19 protein-coding genes are annotated in these 17,243 nt (G+C 69.4%); 8 read left to right on the top strand and 11 right to left on the bottom strand.

Annotated features, from left to right (window positions below; translation table 11 throughout):
* Positions 1-27: 27 nt before the first annotated feature.
* From CA982_RS15450 to CA982_RS15440, 3 genes are all read right to left on the bottom strand, one after another.
* Positions 28-864, bottom strand: a complete 837-nt coding sequence (locus CA982_RS15450; protein WP_086536168.1) for an SDR family oxidoreductase — start codon at positions 862-864, stop codon at positions 28-30.
* Between the two features lie 43 nt (positions 865-907).
* On the bottom strand, positions 908-1,705 hold the full coding sequence (locus CA982_RS15445; protein WP_086536167.1) for a maleylpyruvate isomerase family mycothiol-dependent enzyme: 798 nt from the start codon (positions 1,703-1,705) through the stop codon (positions 908-910).
* Positions 1,706-1,773: 68 nt separating this feature from the next.
* Positions 1,774-3,228: an aldehyde dehydrogenase gene (locus CA982_RS15440; RefSeq protein ID WP_086536166.1), complete on the bottom strand. Its 1,455-nt coding sequence runs from the start codon at positions 3,226-3,228 to the stop codon at positions 1,774-1,776.
* Between the two features lie 113 nt (positions 3,229-3,341).
* Here CA982_RS15440 and CA982_RS15435 point away from each other — a divergent pair, with 113 nt between their 5' ends.
* On the top strand, positions 3,342-4,427 hold the full coding sequence (locus CA982_RS15435; protein ID WP_086536165.1) for an AraC family transcriptional regulator: 1,086 nt from the start codon (positions 3,342-3,344) through the stop codon (positions 4,425-4,427).
* Here CA982_RS15435 and glsA read toward each other — a convergent pair.
* The 4 genes from glsA to CA982_RS15415 form a co-directional block, all read right to left on the bottom strand.
* Positions 4,358-5,572: a glutaminase A gene (glsA, locus tag CA982_RS15430; protein ID WP_086536164.1), complete on the bottom strand. Its 1,215-nt coding sequence runs from the start codon at positions 5,570-5,572 to the stop codon at positions 4,358-4,360. The genes CA982_RS15435 and glsA overlap by 70 nt on opposite strands.
* A 75-nt stretch (positions 5,573-5,647) precedes the next feature.
* Positions 5,648-6,019, bottom strand: coding sequence for a VOC family protein (locus CA982_RS15425; RefSeq protein WP_086536163.1), 372 nt, complete (start codon positions 6,017-6,019; stop codon positions 5,648-5,650).
* 61 nt (positions 6,020-6,080) lie between these two features.
* The gene (locus tag CA982_RS15420; RefSeq protein WP_086536162.1) at positions 6,081-6,953 is read right to left on the bottom strand and encodes an endonuclease domain-containing protein; all 873 of its coding nucleotides are present in this window, start codon (positions 6,951-6,953) and stop codon (positions 6,081-6,083) included.
* 120 nt (positions 6,954-7,073) lie between these two features.
* Entirely contained in the window at positions 7,074-7,955 is an 882-nt protein-coding gene (locus CA982_RS15415) for an AlbA family DNA-binding domain-containing protein (protein ID WP_086536161.1), read from the bottom strand.
* A 305-nt stretch (positions 7,956-8,260) separates the two neighbouring features.
* Here CA982_RS15415 and CA982_RS15410 point away from each other — a divergent pair, with 305 nt between their 5' ends.
* Positions 8,261-8,470 carry a hypothetical protein gene (locus CA982_RS15410; protein WP_244176301.1) on the top strand — a complete coding sequence of 70 codons (210 nt, stop codon included), beginning with the start codon at positions 8,261-8,263 and terminating at the stop codon, positions 8,468-8,470.
* 12 nt (positions 8,471-8,482) lie between these two features.
* Here the strand turns inward: CA982_RS15410 and CA982_RS15405 are convergent, their stop codons facing one another.
* Complete coding sequence (locus CA982_RS15405; RefSeq protein WP_086536160.1) at positions 8,483-9,070, bottom strand: Rv1733c family protein; 588 nt, start codon at positions 9,068-9,070, stop codon at positions 8,483-8,485.
* 288 nt (positions 9,071-9,358) lie between these two features.
* Here CA982_RS15405 and CA982_RS15400 point away from each other — a divergent pair, with 288 nt between their 5' ends.
* Together CA982_RS15400 and CA982_RS15395 are read left to right on the top strand one after the other, a co-directional pair.
* Complete coding sequence (locus CA982_RS15400; protein ID WP_086536159.1) at positions 9,359-10,036, top strand: hypothetical protein; 678 nt, start codon at positions 9,359-9,361, stop codon at positions 10,034-10,036.
* 21 nt (positions 10,037-10,057) lie between these two features.
* Positions 10,058-11,188: a DNA polymerase IV gene (locus CA982_RS15395; RefSeq protein ID WP_086536158.1), complete on the top strand. Its 1,131-nt coding sequence runs from the start codon at positions 10,058-10,060 to the stop codon at positions 11,186-11,188.
* Positions 11,189-11,266: 78 nt separating this feature from the next.
* Here CA982_RS15395 and CA982_RS15390 read toward each other — a convergent pair whose 3' ends face one another.
* Positions 11,267-12,484 (bottom strand): alkaline phosphatase family protein, encoded by a 1,218-nt coding sequence (locus CA982_RS15390; RefSeq protein WP_167383364.1) that lies wholly within the window; start codon positions 12,482-12,484, stop codon positions 11,267-11,269.
* Positions 12,485-12,564: 80 nt separating this feature from the next.
* Positions 12,565-13,389 carry a GNAT family N-acetyltransferase gene (locus CA982_RS15385; RefSeq protein WP_086536157.1) on the bottom strand — a complete coding sequence of 275 codons (825 nt, stop codon included), beginning with the start codon at positions 13,387-13,389 and terminating at the stop codon, positions 12,565-12,567.
* A gap of 70 nt (positions 13,390-13,459) precedes the next feature.
* Between CA982_RS15385 and CA982_RS15380 the strand changes: the two genes are divergently transcribed.
* From CA982_RS15380 to CA982_RS15365, 4 genes are all read left to right on the top strand, one after another.
* Positions 13,460-13,975: a hypothetical protein gene (locus CA982_RS15380; protein ID WP_086536156.1), complete on the top strand. Its 516-nt coding sequence runs from the start codon at positions 13,460-13,462 to the stop codon at positions 13,973-13,975.
* 83 nt (positions 13,976-14,058) lie between these two features.
* Positions 14,059-14,820: a YcnI family protein gene (locus CA982_RS15375; RefSeq protein ID WP_086536155.1), complete on the top strand. Its 762-nt coding sequence runs from the start codon at positions 14,059-14,061 to the stop codon at positions 14,818-14,820.
* Positions 14,813-15,361, top strand: a complete 549-nt coding sequence (locus tag CA982_RS15370; RefSeq protein WP_086536218.1) for a copper resistance CopC family protein — start codon at positions 14,813-14,815, stop codon at positions 15,359-15,361. Before CA982_RS15375 ends, CA982_RS15370 begins: the two co-directional genes overlap by 8 nt.
* Positions 15,362-15,367: 6 nt before the next feature.
* On the top strand, positions 15,368-16,267 hold the full coding sequence (locus CA982_RS15365) for a copper resistance D family protein (RefSeq protein WP_086536154.1): 900 nt from the start codon (positions 15,368-15,370) through the stop codon (positions 16,265-16,267).
* A 22-nt stretch (positions 16,268-16,289) separates the two neighbouring features.
* Here the strand turns inward: CA982_RS15365 and CA982_RS15360 are convergent, their stop codons facing one another.
* Positions 16,290-17,213, bottom strand: a complete 924-nt coding sequence (locus tag CA982_RS15360; RefSeq protein WP_086536153.1) for an alpha/beta fold hydrolase — start codon at positions 17,211-17,213, stop codon at positions 16,290-16,292.
* Between the last annotated feature and the right edge of the window lie 30 nt (positions 17,214-17,243).

Below are 17,243 nucleotides of genomic sequence, written 5' to 3'. Positions count from 1 at the left end.
AAACTCCTAGCGGGTCGAACCGGCCGATCAGTACAGGTAGTCCTCGCCGCTGGCGCGCACCGTGACGTCGGAAAGACTGATGCCCCACGGCTGGTCGATGACGTGCACGACGGCGTCGGCGAGGTCGTCGGGCTTGATCAGCCAGTACTTGATGGAGTCGACGTCGGTGAGTTCGGCGGGCAGGTCGTCGTTCATGAGGGCGGTCACGTGCTCGCCATAGGAGGCCGCGCGCTGGCCGACGAGGCCCATGATCGCGGTGTCGTTGACGATCCAGCTGGCGAGATTGGTCCCGGTGATACCGGTCGGCTTGACGGTCGTGACCTTGATCTTGCCCTTGGCCTCGATGCGCAGCGAGTCCGAGATGGTGGTGACCGCGGCCTTGGTCGCGCTGTACACACCCGAGCCCTCGATGCCGGCGTTGCCGTAGATCGAGGAGATGTTCACGACCTGGCCGCGGCCCTGGGCGATCATCTGGTCGTAGACCGCCGAGATGCCGTTGACGACGCCCTTGATGTTGATGTCGATGGCGGCGTGCCACTTCTGCCACGCCCGGGCGTGATCGGCGAAGTACGCCAGCGGCATGACGCCGGCGTTGTTGACGAGGACGTCGATGGCGCCGAACTGCTCGACGGCGGCCGCTGCCGCCGCGGCGACCTGCTCCATGTCGGTGACGTCGGCGACCTGGGCGAGGGCCGAACCTCCGGCCGCGCGGATGCCCTCGACCACGGTGGTGACGTTCTCGGCGTTGACGTCCACACCGACCACGTGCGCGCCGGCGGCCGCGGTCTTCTCCGCGATGAGCTTGCCGAAGCCGCTACCGGCACCGGTGATGATGATGACCTTGTCCTTCAGGTACTCGGACATGGGTGTACTCCGTTCTGGTGGAATCGATTCGAGGTGAGCGAGGTCAGACGACGTCGACGGCGTCGAGGACGGCGGCGAGGTGTCGGCGGTCACCGCTGATGGTGACCGCCGACCGCCATGCGCTGCGGGTGGTGCCCCAGCGCAGGAAATCGGTGGCCGAGGAGGTGGCGACATCTGCCGGCAGGTCGGCGGTCTCGCGCACGGTGACGATGGTGCCGGCGGTGTCCCGGTCGAGCACGAACGACCGGTCCGTGGCGCCGGTGAGATGCAGGCCGATGGGTTGCCCGAGCGTGGGATACAGTGCGGCGCCGTTCATCTGCGGCAGGCCGGCGATCATCCAGTCGATGGCGGGGTCGATGGCCGCGCTCACCGACACCTCGGCGGAATCCACCGGCCCGAACGGTTGGAGCAGATCGCTGGTCAGATGCACCAGATGGTCGAAGGCGACGGCGTCGCTGAGCTGGCTCAGCCGGTAGGTGCCCAGGTCGAGCATGTCCAGTGGCTGGTCCCGCAGGTCCTCGCCCTGCAGCGCCGCCAGGGTGGCGAGGCCGGCGTCGGACTGCGCGCGGTAGTACTCGACGGCTTGCTCCGACGTCCAGTCGGCACGCTCGCGCACCGCGGCGTCGTTGAGCCGCTCGGACTTTCCGCTCGGATTGTCGGGGAAGACCAGGTTGGGGTCGGCGATGAAGTTGAAGAAGAAACCCATGTGGGTGACGACATCGTGAACGCGCCATCCGTGGCACGCGCTGTCGGCCGCCCAGTCCTCGGGCGTGAGCCGGTCGAGCAGGGCGAGAGTGTCGTTCACCAGTGCCTTGGCAGCGGTGACTCCGGCATCGGACATGGCCGATCGCCTCCTTGGGATAATGTGGGAGATGCGTTGGGCGAGAGAGTGTGTGGGGAGCCGACCGCTCAGGCGGGCAGGAAGATCGACTTGAGGTTCTGGTATGCGGCCAGGCCCTCGGGGCCGAGCTCGCGGCCGATGCCGCTGGCCTTGACGCCGCCGAAGGGCGAGCCCCAGTCGAGGTTGAAGTAGTTGACGCCGAACGATCCGGTCTCGACGCGGCGGGCGACGTCGACGCCGCGATCGGGGTCGGAGGTCCACACCGTTCCGCCCAGCCCGTACGACGAATCGTTGGCGAGCGCGATGGCATCGTCGACGTCGTCGTAGCGCAGCACGGTCAGCACCGGGCCGAAGACCTCTTCGCGGGCGATGGAGGCCGAGTTGTCGACGCCGGCGAAGACGGTCGGCTCGACGAAGAACCCACGGTCCACACCCGACGGCGTGCCGCCACCGGTGGTGACCGTGCCGCCCTCGGTGCGGCCGCGCTCGATCAGGGACAGCACCCGATCGCGGTGCCGGCCACTGGCGAGCGGACCGACCGCGACGTTCTCGTCCATCGGGTCGCCGACCGGCAGCGACGCGCACATCGCGCTGATGGCGTCGAGGTACTCGTCATAGCGGCTGCCGGGCACCAGGATTCGGGTGGACATGTAGCAGGTCTGACCGGTGTTGAGCAGGGATGCGGTGGCGAGGCCGCCGACGGTCTGCTCGAGATCGGCGTCGTCGAGGATCAGGGCCGCGGACTTGCCGCCGAGTTCGAGGGTCACCGGGCGGATGAGTTCGCCACAGACACGGCCGATCTCGCGACCGGCCGGGGTCGAGCCGGTGAACGCGACCTTGTCGACGTGCGGGTGCGACACCAGGTGCCGGCCGATCTCGCTGCCGCCGTTGACGATGTTGAGGACGCCGGCGGGCAGGTCGGCGGCGATGGCCGCCTCGGCGAGGACGTAGGCGTCGAGGCTCGTCTCGGGGGATGGCTTGAGGACCACGGTGCAGCCGGCGGCCAGCGCGGGCGCGATCTTGAACATCGAGAGGATGGCCGGGAAGTTCCACGGTGCGATCGCCCCGACCACGCCGATGGCTTCGCGGCGCACGATCGTCGAGCCGGGCAACGGCTGGCTGGTACGCGTCTCCTCCACGGGGGTGGACTCCACGAGGTCGGCGTAGTAGCGCAGCAGCTGGACCGGGGCGGCGCCTTCGGCGAACCGCGCCAGCGCGATGGGCATGCCGTTCTCGGAGGTCACCGCCGACGCGCGATCCTCGGCGCGCTTGTCGAGCTCGTCGGCGAACCGGCGCAGATGTGCAGCGCGGTCGGCGGGGGACAGGTCGCGCCAGCCCGACGACCGGAAGGCGGTGCGGGCGGCTGCGACGGCGGCGTCGACGTCGGCGGTGGTCGCCTCGGGAACCGAGCCGAACTCCTGCTCGGTGAGAGGCGAGATGACCGGGATCGTCGCGGAGCCGGACGGCGCGCGCCAGCCGCCGTCGATGTAGAAACTCGTGCGAACGGATTCGATGGTGGTCATCTGATACTCCTTGCTGTGTCAGCCGTCGAGCGTCCGGCCGTGTGTGTCCATGATCACTCCGCATGCTGGCGAATTTCTTGACATCTCATGACGACTATTTGACAGTTGACGCCATGGCCGATCTGATCTGCGCGTCGTCACTCAGTCAGTTGCCCGAACTGATCTCCGAACACGACGGCGACGCCCACGCGATGCTGGCCCGTGTGGGCGTGGACCCGGCGGTGGTCGGTGCCTACGACCGATTCGTCCCCTTCACCGCGCTGTCCACGGTCATCGGCCTGTGCGCCGCCGAGTTCGGTGTGCCCGACTTCGGTCTACGCCTCGCCGCCCGGCAGGACCCCGACATCCTCGGCCCGGTGGCGATCGCGGCCCGCAACGCCGAGACCGTCGGCGATTCCTTCCAGCAGATCTCCGCCTTCGCTCACGTCTACAGTCCGGCCATCACCGCTCAGATGCACTATGGCGAGCGGGAGGTCGCCTACGAATTCGACACGGTGCTCCAGCGCCTGCCGTACCGGCCGCACGTCGTCGAACTGGCGATGGGCGTCACTCGCTCGACGTTCCGGATGACACTCGGACACGAGTTCCGGGCCAATCGGATCACGCTGGCGCATCCGGCGATGTCCGACCCGCGGGTCTACACCGACTACTTCGGCTGTCCGGTGGAGTTCGAGGCGCAGGCCAACCTGGTGGTGTTCCCGCGCGGGGTGATGCAGCAGACCCTGCGCCGGGTCGACGCCCTGGCCTATGACGTGGCCATCCGGTTCATGACCGGCCACGACCGGGAGACGGCCTTCGTCGATGCGGTGTCGCAGCTCATCGTGCGCGCACTGCCCGCCGGCGCCGCGACGCTCGACGCGGTGTCGAAACTGCTGATGATGCATCCCCGCGCGGTGCAGCGGAACCTGGCCGACGACGGCGCGACCTTCGAGCAACTCGTCGACGACGCCCGCCGCGACCTCGCCGTGTCGCTGCTCGCCAACCGTGGTGTCCCGCTGTCGGCGGTGGCACGTCAAATCGGGTACTCCGAGCAGAGCACGTTGACCCGCAGCTGTAAACGCTGGTTCGGGATCCCGCCGCTGGCGAAGCGGCGCGAGCTGACCGCCGCGGGTGCCGGCGACCCCGGGAGTCAGGTGTCCGGGTTCGCCGCGTCGTCGGGGTCCATCAGGTCGTTGGGATCCTCGATGCGCACGTCGTAGTCGTCGCCGAGGCGCCGGGCGACCTCGCCGATCAGCCGCCGGGCGGCGTCGTCCATCACCCGGACGTGGGTCAGGTCGAGGACCACGGCACCGGTGTCGAAGCCTTCGCAGGCGCGGCTGGCGACGATCTCCGCGCCGGCGAAGCGCACATCGCCCTGGAGTTCGAGGACGGTCGTGCCGTCGTGTTCGGTCACCGATCGCAGCGCGGGCCGGCCGGTGGGTGCCACGTGCATCATGTGCAGTTCCATGTCGCGCGACAGCCGTTCGAAGACCGCGACGCCGCGCACGCTGTTGCCCTGCGCGTCGAGCTGCGGCGACCACACCGCGAGCCCGACCTGGCCGGGCAGCACGCCCAGAATCGCGCCGCTGACACCGCTTTTCGCGGGGATTCCGACGGTCGCCATCCAACTGCCGCTGCCGTCGTACATGCCGCAGGTGGCCATGACCGACAGGACGTGCCGGGTGATCCAGCCTTCGAGGAGGCGTTCGTCATCGCCCGTGGACAGCCCGCCGTTGGCGAGAACCGACCCCATGACGGCGAGGTCGCGGCACGACACCTTGATCGAACTCTGGGCGGCGTAGCCGTCGACGACCTCATCGGGTTCGCAATCGAGTTTGCCCGCCGATCGCAGCAGGTAGGCCAGGGCCGTGTTGTGGTCGTCGGAGGCCAGTTCGGCCCGGTGGACGTCCGTGTCGACCTCGACGCGGCGGCCGGCGAGCGTGCTGACGAGATCGATGATGCGGTCGGTCCGGTCGGTCGCGTCGGTGCCGTCGATCATCCCGTGGACGGCGACCGCGCCCGCGTTGATGAGTGCGTTGCGCGGCCGTCCGGTCTCCGCTTCGAGTGAGATCTCGTTGAAGGCGTCGCCGGACGGCTCGGTGTCGACGCGTTCGAGCACCTCCTCGAGTCCCCGGTCCCGCAGGGCGAGCGCGTAGGCGGGCACCTTGCCGATGGACTGGATGGAGAACTCGTGGTCGGCGTCGCCCGCGGTGTAGACGGTGCCGTCGATGGTGGCCAGCGCGATGCCGAACGACGACGGATCCGCTTGTTCGAGTTCGCGATTGCCGGTCGCGACGTCACCGCCGTCATCGTCGCGGCAGTCACTGAGGACTCGTTCGAGGTAGTCGTCGATGGGGGAGCGCATATCTCACGGTAGCCACCGGTATCTCGCGGCGACAATGCGCGCTATGTCCGCATTGTCGCCACGGGACCGGCGGACTCAGTTCTGGCGGTACGGCATGTACTGGACGGCCCAGTGGTTGCCGTCCGGATCGTCGAAGTACACGAAGTGACCCCACGCCTGCTCGTCGACCTCGCCGGGGTCGACGCCTGCCGCGAGAAGCTGTTCGCGGGCCTCGTCGATGTCGGTGACCACGACCTGCAGGCCTTTCACCGACCCGGGTTCCGATTCGCTGAGGCCCTTGCCGAAGGCGATCGAGCAGGCCGACCCGGGCGGGGTCATCTGAACGAACCGGATCTCGTCGGAGACGACGTGATCGTGGTCGAGGTCGAAGCCGATCTTGGAGTAGAAGTCGCGCGCCCGGTCGACGTCGCTCACGGGCAGGATGACGAGTTCGAGTGTCCAGTTCACGGTTCCTCCTGGGGTTGTGGTGTGACACCACCCTGTCGAGAAATGCGGACAGATACGGTCCTTATTCGATGATGCGCCGCGGGTCATTCCGGCGTCGGATGCGGTGCCGGTCGGGACGTGTCAGTGCGCGGATCTCTTCGAGGACGTCATCCCAGCCGTACAGCACGTCGTCGTAGGTGAGGCGCATCGTCATCCACCGGTCGAGCATGGTCATCCGGTCGCGCCGGCGGTCGTTGCCGAAGGCCGCCCGGTCCGAGTGGTACGACTCGCCGTCGCACTCGATGAGCAACGAACCCGTCCGCAGATCGGCGTGCTCGCGGCCGCCGATGGACGGCTGCACCTCGACGTCGAATCCGTTCGCGATGAGTCGGAGCCGGACGATCGACTCGGTCCCGGATTGCGACCGCGCATCGCATCGATCGAACATCGCCGAGACCGACCGGGCGACGCGACCCATCTCGGCCTGGAGGTCGGGGATCGTCCACTCGGTGGTGTAGAGAATCGAGTCGACGACGGCGATCCATTCCTCCGCCGCGAGACACCGTGCGGCGCAACCGATGGCCACCGGGATCGTGTCGACGGCGGTTGTCACCGGCAGGGGTTGGCCGTATCCCTGACACCACCGGAACGGATCGCTGGGCCGCGGCGTGGACTTCCGGTATTTGCTCAGACGAACGTGGGTGTCGCCGTGTCCTGGCGGGATCCATATGTCCGGATGACCGTGGGCCTGATGAAAACGTAACGCGCTGACGCAGGACAGCGCGCCGCCTGCGGTCACCGCTGCGACTGCTTGGGAGTCGGCGCCGGCTGCGCGGACCCAACCGTGAGCGATCGGGGTCAGAGTCTCGGCGCGCCGCGCACGCTTGATGTCATCTGTCGTCCAGCCCATCGTGGTCAATTCGCTGAGCGTGTACACGCCGCAGTCGGAGGTCATACCGGCTTTGACGCAGCGCACCGACTCCCGGTTTCATCGGGCTCGACAATCTTCGTCCATCTCAGCTGCTTCCGAGGGCAGAATGCCCTTCGAGCCTGATGAGCTGGACGATATTTCCGCTCACCCCGCCGAGAACCGGACCGCGGCGCGGATCTGGGCCGCGACCGCGCGGCCGGCGCCGAGTGGCCAGCGGTGCATGACGTAGTCGGCGGCCGCGTCGACGGTGAGCTGGCGGGTGGAGTTGCCCGCGCGCACCCAGAACTCGGGCGGCGCGTTCTCGCCGGCTCTGAGGTAGACCGGCCGCGGGGACGGTGAGCATGTGAGGCGGCACACGGGTACGGCCGCCGATGCGGTGGTCCTCGCGACCGCCTCGACGGTGATGCCGACGGCCGCCGCGGTGTTCTGGCCCAGGGTCGTGGTCAGGAGATCGCGAAGCCAGAGTTCGAAGCGATCGGCGTCGGGCACCTTCAGCGTCGCGAAGTCGGGTTCGAGGCCCAGCGGGGTGCCGTCATCGGCGACCCCGATGAGCAGGGTTCCGCCGTCGGAGTTGAGGAACGCCGATACCGTCTTGACGATCACCTGCTCCATGCGCGGGTCCTTCTCCCCGGTGCGCAGGTTCACCCGGGCGGTGGACTTGAACTCGAGCCGATCGGACTCGCCGTCCGAGAGTAGTTGCGCGAGAGTGGCGTTGCGCTGCCGCTGCAGCCGCGCGGCGAGCGCCCCGTAGGCGGCGACCGCGACGACCGAGCTGATCAGTCCCAGCACGACCGTCGTCACGCTCCACACCCGGAGATGCTTGTCGACGAGGCCGGCGATGTAGAGGCCGAGGGCGGTGCCGAGAATCGACAGGACCATCGCCGTCGTCGCGTCGAGGCGGGCGCGTCTCCGCAGCAACCACCTGGCGACGACGCCGAACACCCACGCGACCACCAGCACCAGTACGAGCGCTGTCGCCGTCGCCCACACCGGTACCGCGAACTCGATTCCGCCGATCGTTCCCACACAGCTTTATAGCCCGAAGCCGCGTGTACCGCGGCTTCGGGCCATGGGCTCGGGTGGTCAGACGGCGTCGCCGCCGTCGATGCTGCCGAAGTCGCCGACCTCGACGTTGCCCTCGTCGTCGACGGCGGTGTCGAAGGTGCCGTCGCCGTCGGTGTCCGCCACGGCGATGTCGGTGTAGCCGTCGGCGTCGGTGTCGGTGTCCGCTTCGATGACGTCGATACCACGTCGACCCGCAACCCGTTCTCGCGCATCCTGTTCCGGCGCAACCCGGCCCGGCGCAACCCGTTCCGGCTCACCCGGAGAAGGTGAACGGGTTCGGTCTGGCCGGTCTGATCGTGGGCATCCTGGGCTTTCCGCTGTGCGTGGGCACCATCGTCGGCCTCGTGCTCACGATCGTGGGGATCACTCGGGCCGGCGGCCGGCGCGACGCCCTCACCACGACGGCGCTGGTCATCAACGTCCTCGGGTCCGTCGCCTGGGTGGCGTTCGTCATCTGGGCGGTCGTCAGCGGCTGAGTCCGTCGCGGTTCAGGGGTGGCTGTCGATGTCGAACTGCCGCCACTCGGCCTCCCACCGCCGGAACCGGTGCTGGTCGGCGACCATGCGGACGAGCACGGTCGAGCCCCACCAGCCGAGCACGACGAGCGTCCCGACTGCCGCGCCGGCGATCAGGCCTTCCATCACGGCGTCCGTCGTGGTGATGGGTGGGTCCACCACCGAGCCCGAGTCGTCGAGCCAGACGACCCGGACCCGGCCGACCGAGTCGAGCGGCTCGGCATCGACGGCGGCGGTGAGCCGGTGACCGTTCGGGTCCTGCCACGCCACGGTGGTGAGGCCGGTGTCCGCCCCGGCACCGGCCGCGTCGCTGCCCTGACCTGGTGTGCGAATGATCGTCGCGCTCACCGAATGTCGGGGTTCCTGCTTCTCCGCGGCAGCCTTGTGCGCCACATACGTGTCGCCGCCGATGGTCAAGGCGATCATCACCCCCGCGACGGCGGCCAGCCACAGCATCACCAGCGTTGCGGTTTCCAGACGGTCGCCGCGACGGACCAGGCCGTTCGACGACGCGTGCATGACACGCCAGCTGTGGAGCTCGCGGGCGAGGAATCGCAGCATGTGCCCTCCTGATGCCGGTCGCCCTTTACATGGTTGTTGTCGGGGGAGCGCCGGGACAGGGCCTTTGGTCCCTATGGCCGCGCCGGAACCGGTGTGTTCAGTCGTTCGACTCACATACGATCTCGACTCCGCGTATCCTCAGCGTGCGCCAGGTGGCCGACATCATGCGGGGGTGTCGGGGCGTAGGGGGTCGACTCGAGGGGCATCACATCGTGCCCTTCGTCGGTGTTCATGATCGTCACTGTTCATGGTCTATGTGGAGGGGTTCAGTTGACCAGCGCATTGTCTGTGCGTGCATCTAGACGTGGTGCACGCACGTTTCTCACGTCGTCGGCGATCGTCGAGGCGATCGGCATCGAGGAATCGATCGTCCTGCCCGGATATGCCGCGCTCGCGGAGGATTCCGCGGCGTTCGGGGTGACCACCGATCTCATGCGTGAGGTCGACGCCGCGGTACGACGCCACCGGGCGATCGTGGCGCGGCTTCGGTTGATGTACGACGAAGCCGTTGCTGCCGAACGGGTTTCATCTCCGCACGATGAAGCGCTTGCGGTTCTGGGACTTGCCGGGCCCGACCTCGACGCGGACCACGCCGCGAACACGGTCGGAGACCGCGATGGCCGGCGGCCGGCGCTGGTCGCGGTGGCCTACCTGGTCGCCGCGGCACATGCGCTCACCGATCCGACGAATTGCGGGACCGCCTCTCCGGCGCTCAATCTCATGCCGCCACCGCTGCATCGGGATCGCGCCCTCCTGGAGGAGGTGCTGACCCACACCGTGGCTGCGACCGACGCCGCCACGCGGGCGGAACTCGCCGAGCACATCGCCGCAGCCGGTGCGGTGTTCGCCGACGCCGGTCACGGCTCCGACCGACGGCTCTCCGTGCTGCGCTACAACCCGCACTCGTTGCGCACGTCGTGCCGGGCGGCGGGCCTCGGTGAACTCGAGGTCTGTATCGCCGACTGACCGGTGACTACCCTGGGCGTCGTGACCACTTCGGTTCCGCAACGCTATCGGTGGCTGTTGCACGTCGATCTCGACCAGTTCCAGGTGGCGGTCGAGCGGTTGAGGGCCCCCGAACTCGTGGGGGTGCCGGTCATCGTCGGCGGCAACGGCGACCCGACCGAGGCCCGCAAGGTAGTGACCTGCGCGTCGTATGAGGCGCGCGACGTGGGTGTGCGCGCGGGTATGCCGTTACGGGCAGCGCACCGCAAGCTGCCGGACGCGGTGTATCTGCCGCTCGACATGAGTGCCTACGACGCTGCCTCCGCCGACGTCATGGACGTCGTACGCGCCACCGGCCACCCCGTCGAGGTCTGGGGCTGGGACGAGGCGTACCTCGGGGTCAGCGCCCGCGGAGCGGAGGTCGACCCGTTCGACGACGAGGCCATCGTCGACCTCGCCGAACGGATCCGGTCCGAGATCCTCGACCGGTGCGGACTCACGAGCTGCGTCGGGATCAGCGACAACAAGCAGCGGGCGAAGATGGCCACCGGGTTCGCCAAACGGCCGCCGGGCGGTGCGGACGGTGACGCCGACGCCCCGCGGGTGTTCGTGCTGGACGATCGCAACTGGCTGGACCTGATGGGAGACAGGCCCACTCGCGACCTGTGGAGCGTCGGACCGAAGACGGCGTCGAAGCTCACCGCCGCAGGCATCACCACGGTGACCGAACTGATCGCCACCCCCCGTGACGACCTGATCGCCATGTTCGGTCCGCACCAGGGCAATTGGCTGTACGTCCTCTGTCGCGGCGGCGGCGATTCGGCCATCACCGCCGAACCCTGGCTGGCCCGTTCGCATTCCAAGTCGCGGACCTTCGCGACCGATCTGAGCGACGTGGCCGAGATGCGCACCGCCGCCGGCGAACTCCTGCGTGAGTTGCTCGATCAGGTGATGGCCGAGGACCGGATGCCGTTCCGGGTCGCGGTGACCGTCCGGACCACGACCTTCTACACCCGCACCAAGTCCCGGAAGCTCCCCGCCCCGAGCCTTGACTTCGCAGAACTCGAGTCGGTGGTCGCCGATCTGCTCGCCAGATTCGACATCGACCGCCCGGTCCGCCTCCTGGGCGTGCGCCTGGACCTCGTGACCGACGACGATCCCGCCGCTCCCTGAAGCGAGGCCGCCGCGCCCGTCGAGGCCACTTGGCGACCGGCCCCGCGATCCCAACCAGTGACTTCGACCAAACCCGCGCTACCCCGACGCCACGATCAGGGGTACGAGTTGTTCGGCAGCGGTCCAGGCGCCGTGGTGGCCGAGCATCATCGACTCCATCGTCTCGCGTTTGCTGCGGGTGAGGGTGGTGGCGCCGCGGGCCACCGCGACCACGTCGCCGATGCGTTGTGCGACAGCATCATTCACCACCGGGCCGAACCATTCCTCGTCGATGCTCTGCTCTCGGGACACGACGTGGGCGGCGTCGCCGAGGTACGACGCCCAGCCGTTCAGCACGTCATCGGCCGAACCCGGCGTCGCGTAGACGTGGCGGACCCGTGCCTCACCGGCCACTGCGTCGACGCCGTCGAGCAGCACGGGCGCGGTGTCGATGTCGATCGCCCGGTCGGCGGTGATCATCCCGTGGTCGCCGGTGACGAGAAGAGTTGTGCCATCGGTCAGTTCGGAGGCGAGGTCGGCGACCAACCGCTCCACGATACGCAGTTTCTCCAGCCACTCCGCCGATCCCGGACCGTGGATGTGGCCGGCCATGTCGAGTTCGCTGTAGTAGGCGTACACGAATCGGCGGTGTCGGCTCCGGCGGCGCAGGGTGGTCAGCACGGCCTCGCGGATGCCGTCGGGTGTCACGGCGGGCAGGAACTGGCCCGAGGCGCGGAACGCGGCCATCGTGAGGCCGGTCCCGCGAAACTCGCCGGGCATCACATAGGTGACCCGGACGCCCTCGGCGGCAAGCTCTTCCAGGCTGCCGCGTTCGGTTCGGACGAGGGCCGGGGGATAGGTCATCAACGCGGACGGGCCGGACGCGTCGTCGAGGGTCCAGCGCAGCGAGTTGAGAACGCGTCGGGACCCGCGGGTGCGGCACTCGTCGCCCGGGCGGAAGCTGTACCCGATGATCCCGTGCACCCCGCACGACGTCCCGGCGGTGAGGCTGAGGATGCTGGTGGCGGTGGTCGCCGGGAACCCTGCCCGCAGCGTCGTGGACGTCAGGGCGCGCAGCGTGGGTGCATGGTCGGCGTACTCGTCCAGCAGTGTCGCGCCCAGTCCGTCGATCAGCAACACCACGACCGAGTCGCCCGGCGGCACAGCCGGTCCCGGGGCGCCGGAGCCGACCCCGAGGGCAACCGACGCCGCCGGGAGGACGTCGGCCAGCGTGTGCGGATAGCCGTGCCAGTCGGCCGGGGCCAGTTCGAGCGGGTCCACTGCTTCGGACGCCGGGAGCGCAGCGAGCGGGTCCACTGCTTCGGACGCCGGGAGCGCAGCGAGCGGGTCCACTGCTTCGGACGCCGGGAGCGCAGCGAGCGGGTCCACTGCTTCGGTCACCGGGCCCCCGAGCCGGCCGGGCCGAACACATAGTGTCCCGACCGCAGGAACCGGACGTCCCGACGCGCCTCCCCGTCGACGAGCAGCGGCGAGAGCGCGTCCCGCAGCGCGATCCGCCACCGCGCGGCGTCGAGTGGCGCGCTGACCCGCATCGATTCGACGTCGCGCGGCACTTCGACGACGACGCCTGCGTCCGGGGTGACGCGGTCGTGGTGCGCGACGGGTCGGGACGGCTGGTCGGCGTCGATGACCGACACGGCGCCGCCGGCGAGCACCTCGTCCACCGAGGGCGACGGCCCGGACGTGGCCTCGGCGTGCAGATCCCAGGACACGAGCACCCGGTCGGAGTCGGCGTCGCCGCCCAGCTCGTCGCCGAGTTCGCCGTAGAAGTCCTCGTAGTAGTGGACGGGTGTCGCCCCGAGTTTGGCGAGGTTGAAGTACGCGTTGCGCGCGACGAGGGGATCGAAGGTCCAGGTGATCGTCGACAGGCCGCGCTCCAGTGCCCAGCGGCGCTGGTGCATCTTCAGCGCATGACCGACCTGGTGGCCGCGACCGCGGCGGGTGACCCCGGTGATGTGGCTGTGCAGGGTCTCGCCGATCGGCGCGCCGAAGAACGCGACGCTGCCACCGGCGAGGTGGTCACCGATGAACGCGCCGGCGATGTAGTTGCCGGCGTGGGTGAGTGCCCGCAGCATGTCGGTACCCACGGGCCGGTTGGTCGGGTCGGGCCGCCACACGTCGTCGAAGATCCGCTGTAGGTCTTCGAGCTCGTCGGGCGACGACAGTTCACGAACCTCCACACCGAGGCTTGCATCCGACATGAGAACGATTCTGTCATCGCCCGGCGACACCGTGGTCGGGGTTGGGTCAGTCCGATCTAGGATGGCTGCCATGTCCCACACCGTCCGACCGTCCGACGCGTTCTCGCGCGTCGCCGCGGCCGGTGTGGTTCCCGCGGTCGCGGTCGCGGCGCACGGTGCGGCGAGCGGAGCGATCCCGAGTTCGTCGGGCATCCTGCTGAGCGCCGCCATCGGTGCGGCCGCGGCGATGGTGCTCGCGCCGCGTCGGGGACGGCTCCTGGCGGCGGCGGCATCGACCACGCTGGTGCTGTCCGTCGCACAGGCGGCGAGTCACTGGGCTCTCGCGCTCGACGCGGGGCATGCCGCCCACGGCACCTCGACGCTGCCGATGCTCCTCACCCACCTGGTGGCGATCCCGCTCAGTGCGGTCCTGATCGTCGCCGGCGCGCATCTGCTCTCGTCGATCGGTACGGTCATCCGATCCATGGTGCCGCCGGTCGCCCTCGCGGCGCGCCCGGCCGCACCGGTCTTCTGGACGCCACCGTGTGTTCCGGCCGCACCGGCGTTGTGCGGCACGGGCGTTCGTGGACCACCCGGCACGGTCTGACGCGCCCGAACCCCGGATCAGCTGGTCTGGGGTCGATGCGCGCGTCCACGCGCCCGATCCCGACACATCGAAAGACACATCCCATGAAACCCAGTTCTCCGCGGGCGACGATCGCCCGCCGCCTCATCGCGCCCGCAACCGCTGCCGCCGTGGTCGGCCTCGCCTCCTTCGCGGGTGCCGGTGCCGCGTCGGCGCACGTCACCGCCAACGCCCCGACGGTCACGCAGGGCGGGTACGGCGTCGTCACGCTCGTCGTCCCCAACGAATCCGACGCCGCGGCGACGACCGCACTGCGGGTGACGCTGCCCGGCCTGTCCTCGGCACGCCCCGAGGTGATGCCCGGCTGGAAGTCCGTCGTCACCAAGAAGGACGACGAGGTCACCGAGATCACCTGGACCGCCGACCCGGGTTCGCCAGGGGTGCCGGTCGGCCAGTTCGGCCAGTTCCGGTTCTCCGGCGGACCGTTCCCCGAGCAGGAGACCGTCGAACTCCCGGCGCTGCAGACCTACGCCGACGGTGAGACCGCCGACTGGAACCAGTCCACTCCTGCCGACGGCTCCGAGCCGGAGTTGCCCGCGCCGACCCTGACGCTGGCGCCGGACACCGGTGAGGGCCACCACGGCGGCTCGCACTCCTCCTCGACCACGGACAACTCCTCGACCACGGAGAACTCGCAGGCGTCGGACACCTCCGAGTCGTCGGCCGCCACGGATTCCGCCGCTCGATGGCTGGGCGGCATCGGCCTGGTGGTCGGCACTCTGGGCGCGGTGATCGGCGTGGCCGCGTTGACCGCTCTGCGCGGCAAGGGCCGGGGACGCAACGGTGGTGGCGGCAGCGATGCCTGACCGTCCCGTCGCCATCCGACGCATCGTCCTGGTGCTCGCGGCGCTGCTGTGCCTCGGACTCGTGGGATCGTGGTCCGCGGCCCCGGCCTCGGCGCACTCGCGGCTGGTGTCCTCCGACCCCGCCGAGGGGGCGACGCTGCAGACCGGGCCGCGGACGGTGACGCTGACCTTCAACGAACCGGTCCAGTCGTCGTATGCGGTGCTCAACGTCGTCGGCCCCGACGACCACTACTGGCAGTCCGGTGATCCGTCGGTCGACGGGCCGAACGTGCGCGTCGATGTGCGCGAACTCGGCCCGGCCGGTGAGTACGTGGTCAACTACCGTGTGACCTCGGCCGATGGGCATGTCATCAGCGGACAGCGGACGTTCGAGCTCGCGGTCGCCGGCAACGGGGAACCGGGCCCGGCGATCGAGGCCGTCGACGCGTCGTCGGACGAGGGAATCCCGGTCTGGTGGTTCATCGCCGGTGCCGCCGTGGTGCTGATCGTCGGACTCGGCGTCGTGTTCTGGGTGAGCCGGCGACCGTCGGCACGGAGCTGACACCAGATGACCGTCCGCAACGGGTTCATCCTCGGGGTGACCCTTGCCGGCGGTCTGATGGTGAGCTTCGTGCTCGCCCGTCCCGACGGTCCGGATCTGGTCGCCGTGCCCACGACCCTCGCACTGGGGGTGTCCGTGGTGCTGCTCGGACTGGGCGCCCTGCCGACGGTCGACGTCGAGCCCTCGACCAGGGTGATCGGCCTGCTGGCCGGGGTCTGGGTGCTGGCGACGCTGGTCAGCGCCTGGATGAGGACAGCCGATCGCGCGGGCACCGAGGTGCTCGACGTCACGGCAGGTGACTTCGGCGAGGTCCTCTTCTCGGGTGCGCCCGAGATGGTGGCGCTGGTCGTGGGGCTGTTGATCGTCGTGTGGGTGGTCCTCGATCTGCTGACCCGGGTCGAGATCCCCGTCCTCGTGGTCGGCGCGCTCGCGGCGATCGGGGTGCTCGCCACCTCGATCGCCGGGCACGCCGGAAACGACTCGTGGGGTCCGTTCCTCATCGGTGCGCACGCGCTGGCCGCGGCCTGGTGGTGCGGACTGCTCGCGGCGATGCTGATCTCGGTGCGTGGCCGGTCGGGGTGGGCGCGCAGTCTGCCGGTGTTCTCCGGGCGCGCCCCCTGGGCGGTCGGAGTGCTCACGGTGACCGGCTTGATCTCCGGGCTGGTCGAGATCGACGGTCCGGCCAACCTGGTGAGCAGCGGCTACGGCCGCATCCTGCTCGCCAAGGCCGCGGTCCTCGTGATCCTCGTCGGTCTCGCCGCCTGGCACCGGCGGCGCTGGCTACCGGCTGTGCAACGGCATCGCAGCAGCGAGGCGGCCTCCGTCCGGGCCGCGGTCGTCGAACTGGCGATCATGGCCGTGGCGCTGGGTCTCGCCGCCGGGCTGTCGGCCACCGCGCCGTTCTGAGCTGGAGCGGAGGGTCCGAGCCTCACTCGCCCAACGGCGGCCGCGACTGGTCCCATAGTGCGAGGAGTTCGTCGATGATGTCGGTCGCCATGTGGAGCGTGCTGAGATGACTCTCGCCCGGCATCTCGTAGAGCTTCGCGTCGGGTAGCAGCGACACCATGTGTTCGCCGTGCGCGTACGGGATGATGTGGTCGTCGTCGCCGTGCCACCAGCGCACCGGGACCGTGACGTCGCCGACGCGGAAGCCCCAGTCCCGCGCGAACACCACGACGTCGGCAAACGGCGCGGCCATCCGGCGGCTGCCGCCGTGGAGCAGGTCGTCGAGGAACATGGCCCGGAACTCCGGGCGCGCCAACAGTTCTCGATCCGCCTGCGGGGACAGCCGGCCGTAGATGGTGATCGCGGGTTCGGCGATGGGCCGGGCGAAGCCGAGGGCGACGCTGAGCACCTGGCCGATCGGGGCGCCGGCAACGCTGACGAGCGGGGCCAGCAGTGTGCCGAGGCGCATGGCACCGCCCTCGATCCGGTCGGGTCCGACCGTCGGCGCGACACCGCCGAGGATTCCGGCCGCCGTCACCCGGTCGGGCATGGCGTGTGCCACCCCGAGCGCGTACGGTCCGCCACCGGAGAGCCCGATGATCGCGAAGTCGTCGATCCCCAGGGCCTCGAGGACTTCGGCGAGGTCGGGCGCGAAGTCGGCGACGTTGTCGTATCGGTGCGGGGTCGATGACCCCACGCCCGGCCGATCCAGTCCGATGAGCCGGACCTTGCGTTCGAGCGCATACGCGCGCGCCTCGACGGGGATCTGGCGCCGCGCACCGGGTGTCCCGTGTAGCCAGACGATGGCCCGTCCGGTGGCCGATCCGTACTCGGCGAATCCGATCCGACGATCGCCGTCCGCAACGGCGATCGACCCCTCGATTTTCGGACGGGCGATGTCGATCATGTGATCAGCATCTCACGTACCGTTGAGAGG

The sequence above is a fragment of the Gordonia lacunae genome (assembly GCF_002149015.1).
In the GTDB taxonomy this organism is placed as follows: Bacteria; Actinomycetota; Actinomycetes; order Mycobacteriales; family Mycobacteriaceae; genus Gordonia; species Gordonia lacunae.
The sequence above is the reverse complement of the archived record's forward strand: the minus strand, read 5'-3'. Positions and strand labels throughout refer to the sequence as shown.

Bases quoted from the DNA above. Each gene is read 5' to 3' on its own strand.
- CA982_RS15435 (WP_086536165.1), top strand. From the start codon at position 3,342: ATGGCCGATCTGATCTGCGCGTCGTCACTCAGTCAGTTGCCCGAACTG.
- CA982_RS15365 (WP_086536154.1), top strand. From the start codon at position 15,368: ATGACCGTCCGCAACGGGTTCATCCTCGGGGTGACCCTTGCCGGCGGT.
- CA982_RS15385 (WP_086536157.1), bottom strand. From the start codon at position 13,389: ATGTCGGATGCAAGCCTCGGTGTGGAGGTTCGTGAACTGTCGTCGCCC.
- CA982_RS15380 (WP_086536156.1), top strand. From the start codon at position 13,460: ATGTCCCACACCGTCCGACCGTCCGACGCGTTCTCGCGCGTCGCCGCG.
- CA982_RS15420 (WP_086536162.1), bottom strand. From the start codon at position 6,953: ATGACCTCCGACTGCGGCGTGTACACGCTCAGCGAATTGACCACGATG.
- CA982_RS15370 (WP_086536218.1), top strand. From the start codon at position 14,813: ATGCCTGACCGTCCCGTCGCCATCCGACGCATCGTCCTGGTGCTCGCG.
- CA982_RS15450 (WP_086536168.1), bottom strand. From the start codon at position 864: ATGTCCGAGTACCTGAAGGACAAGGTCATCATCATCACCGGTGCCGGT.
- CA982_RS15440 (WP_086536166.1), bottom strand. From the start codon at position 3,228: ATGACCACCATCGAATCCGTTCGCACGAGTTTCTACATCGACGGCGGC.
- CA982_RS15445 (WP_086536167.1), bottom strand. From the start codon at position 1,705: ATGTCCGATGCCGGAGTCACCGCTGCCAAGGCACTGGTGAACGACACT.
- CA982_RS15360 (WP_086536153.1), bottom strand. From the start codon at position 17,213: ATGATCGACATCGCCCGTCCGAAAATCGAGGGGTCGATCGCCGTTGCG.
- CA982_RS15405 (WP_086536160.1), bottom strand. From the start codon at position 9,070: ATGCTGCGATTCCTCGCCCGCGAGCTCCACAGCTGGCGTGTCATGCAC.
- CA982_RS15375 (WP_086536155.1), top strand. From the start codon at position 14,059: ATGAAACCCAGTTCTCCGCGGGCGACGATCGCCCGCCGCCTCATCGCG.
- glsA (WP_086536164.1), bottom strand. From the start codon at position 5,572: ATGCGCTCCCCCATCGACGACTACCTCGAACGAGTCCTCAGTGACTGC.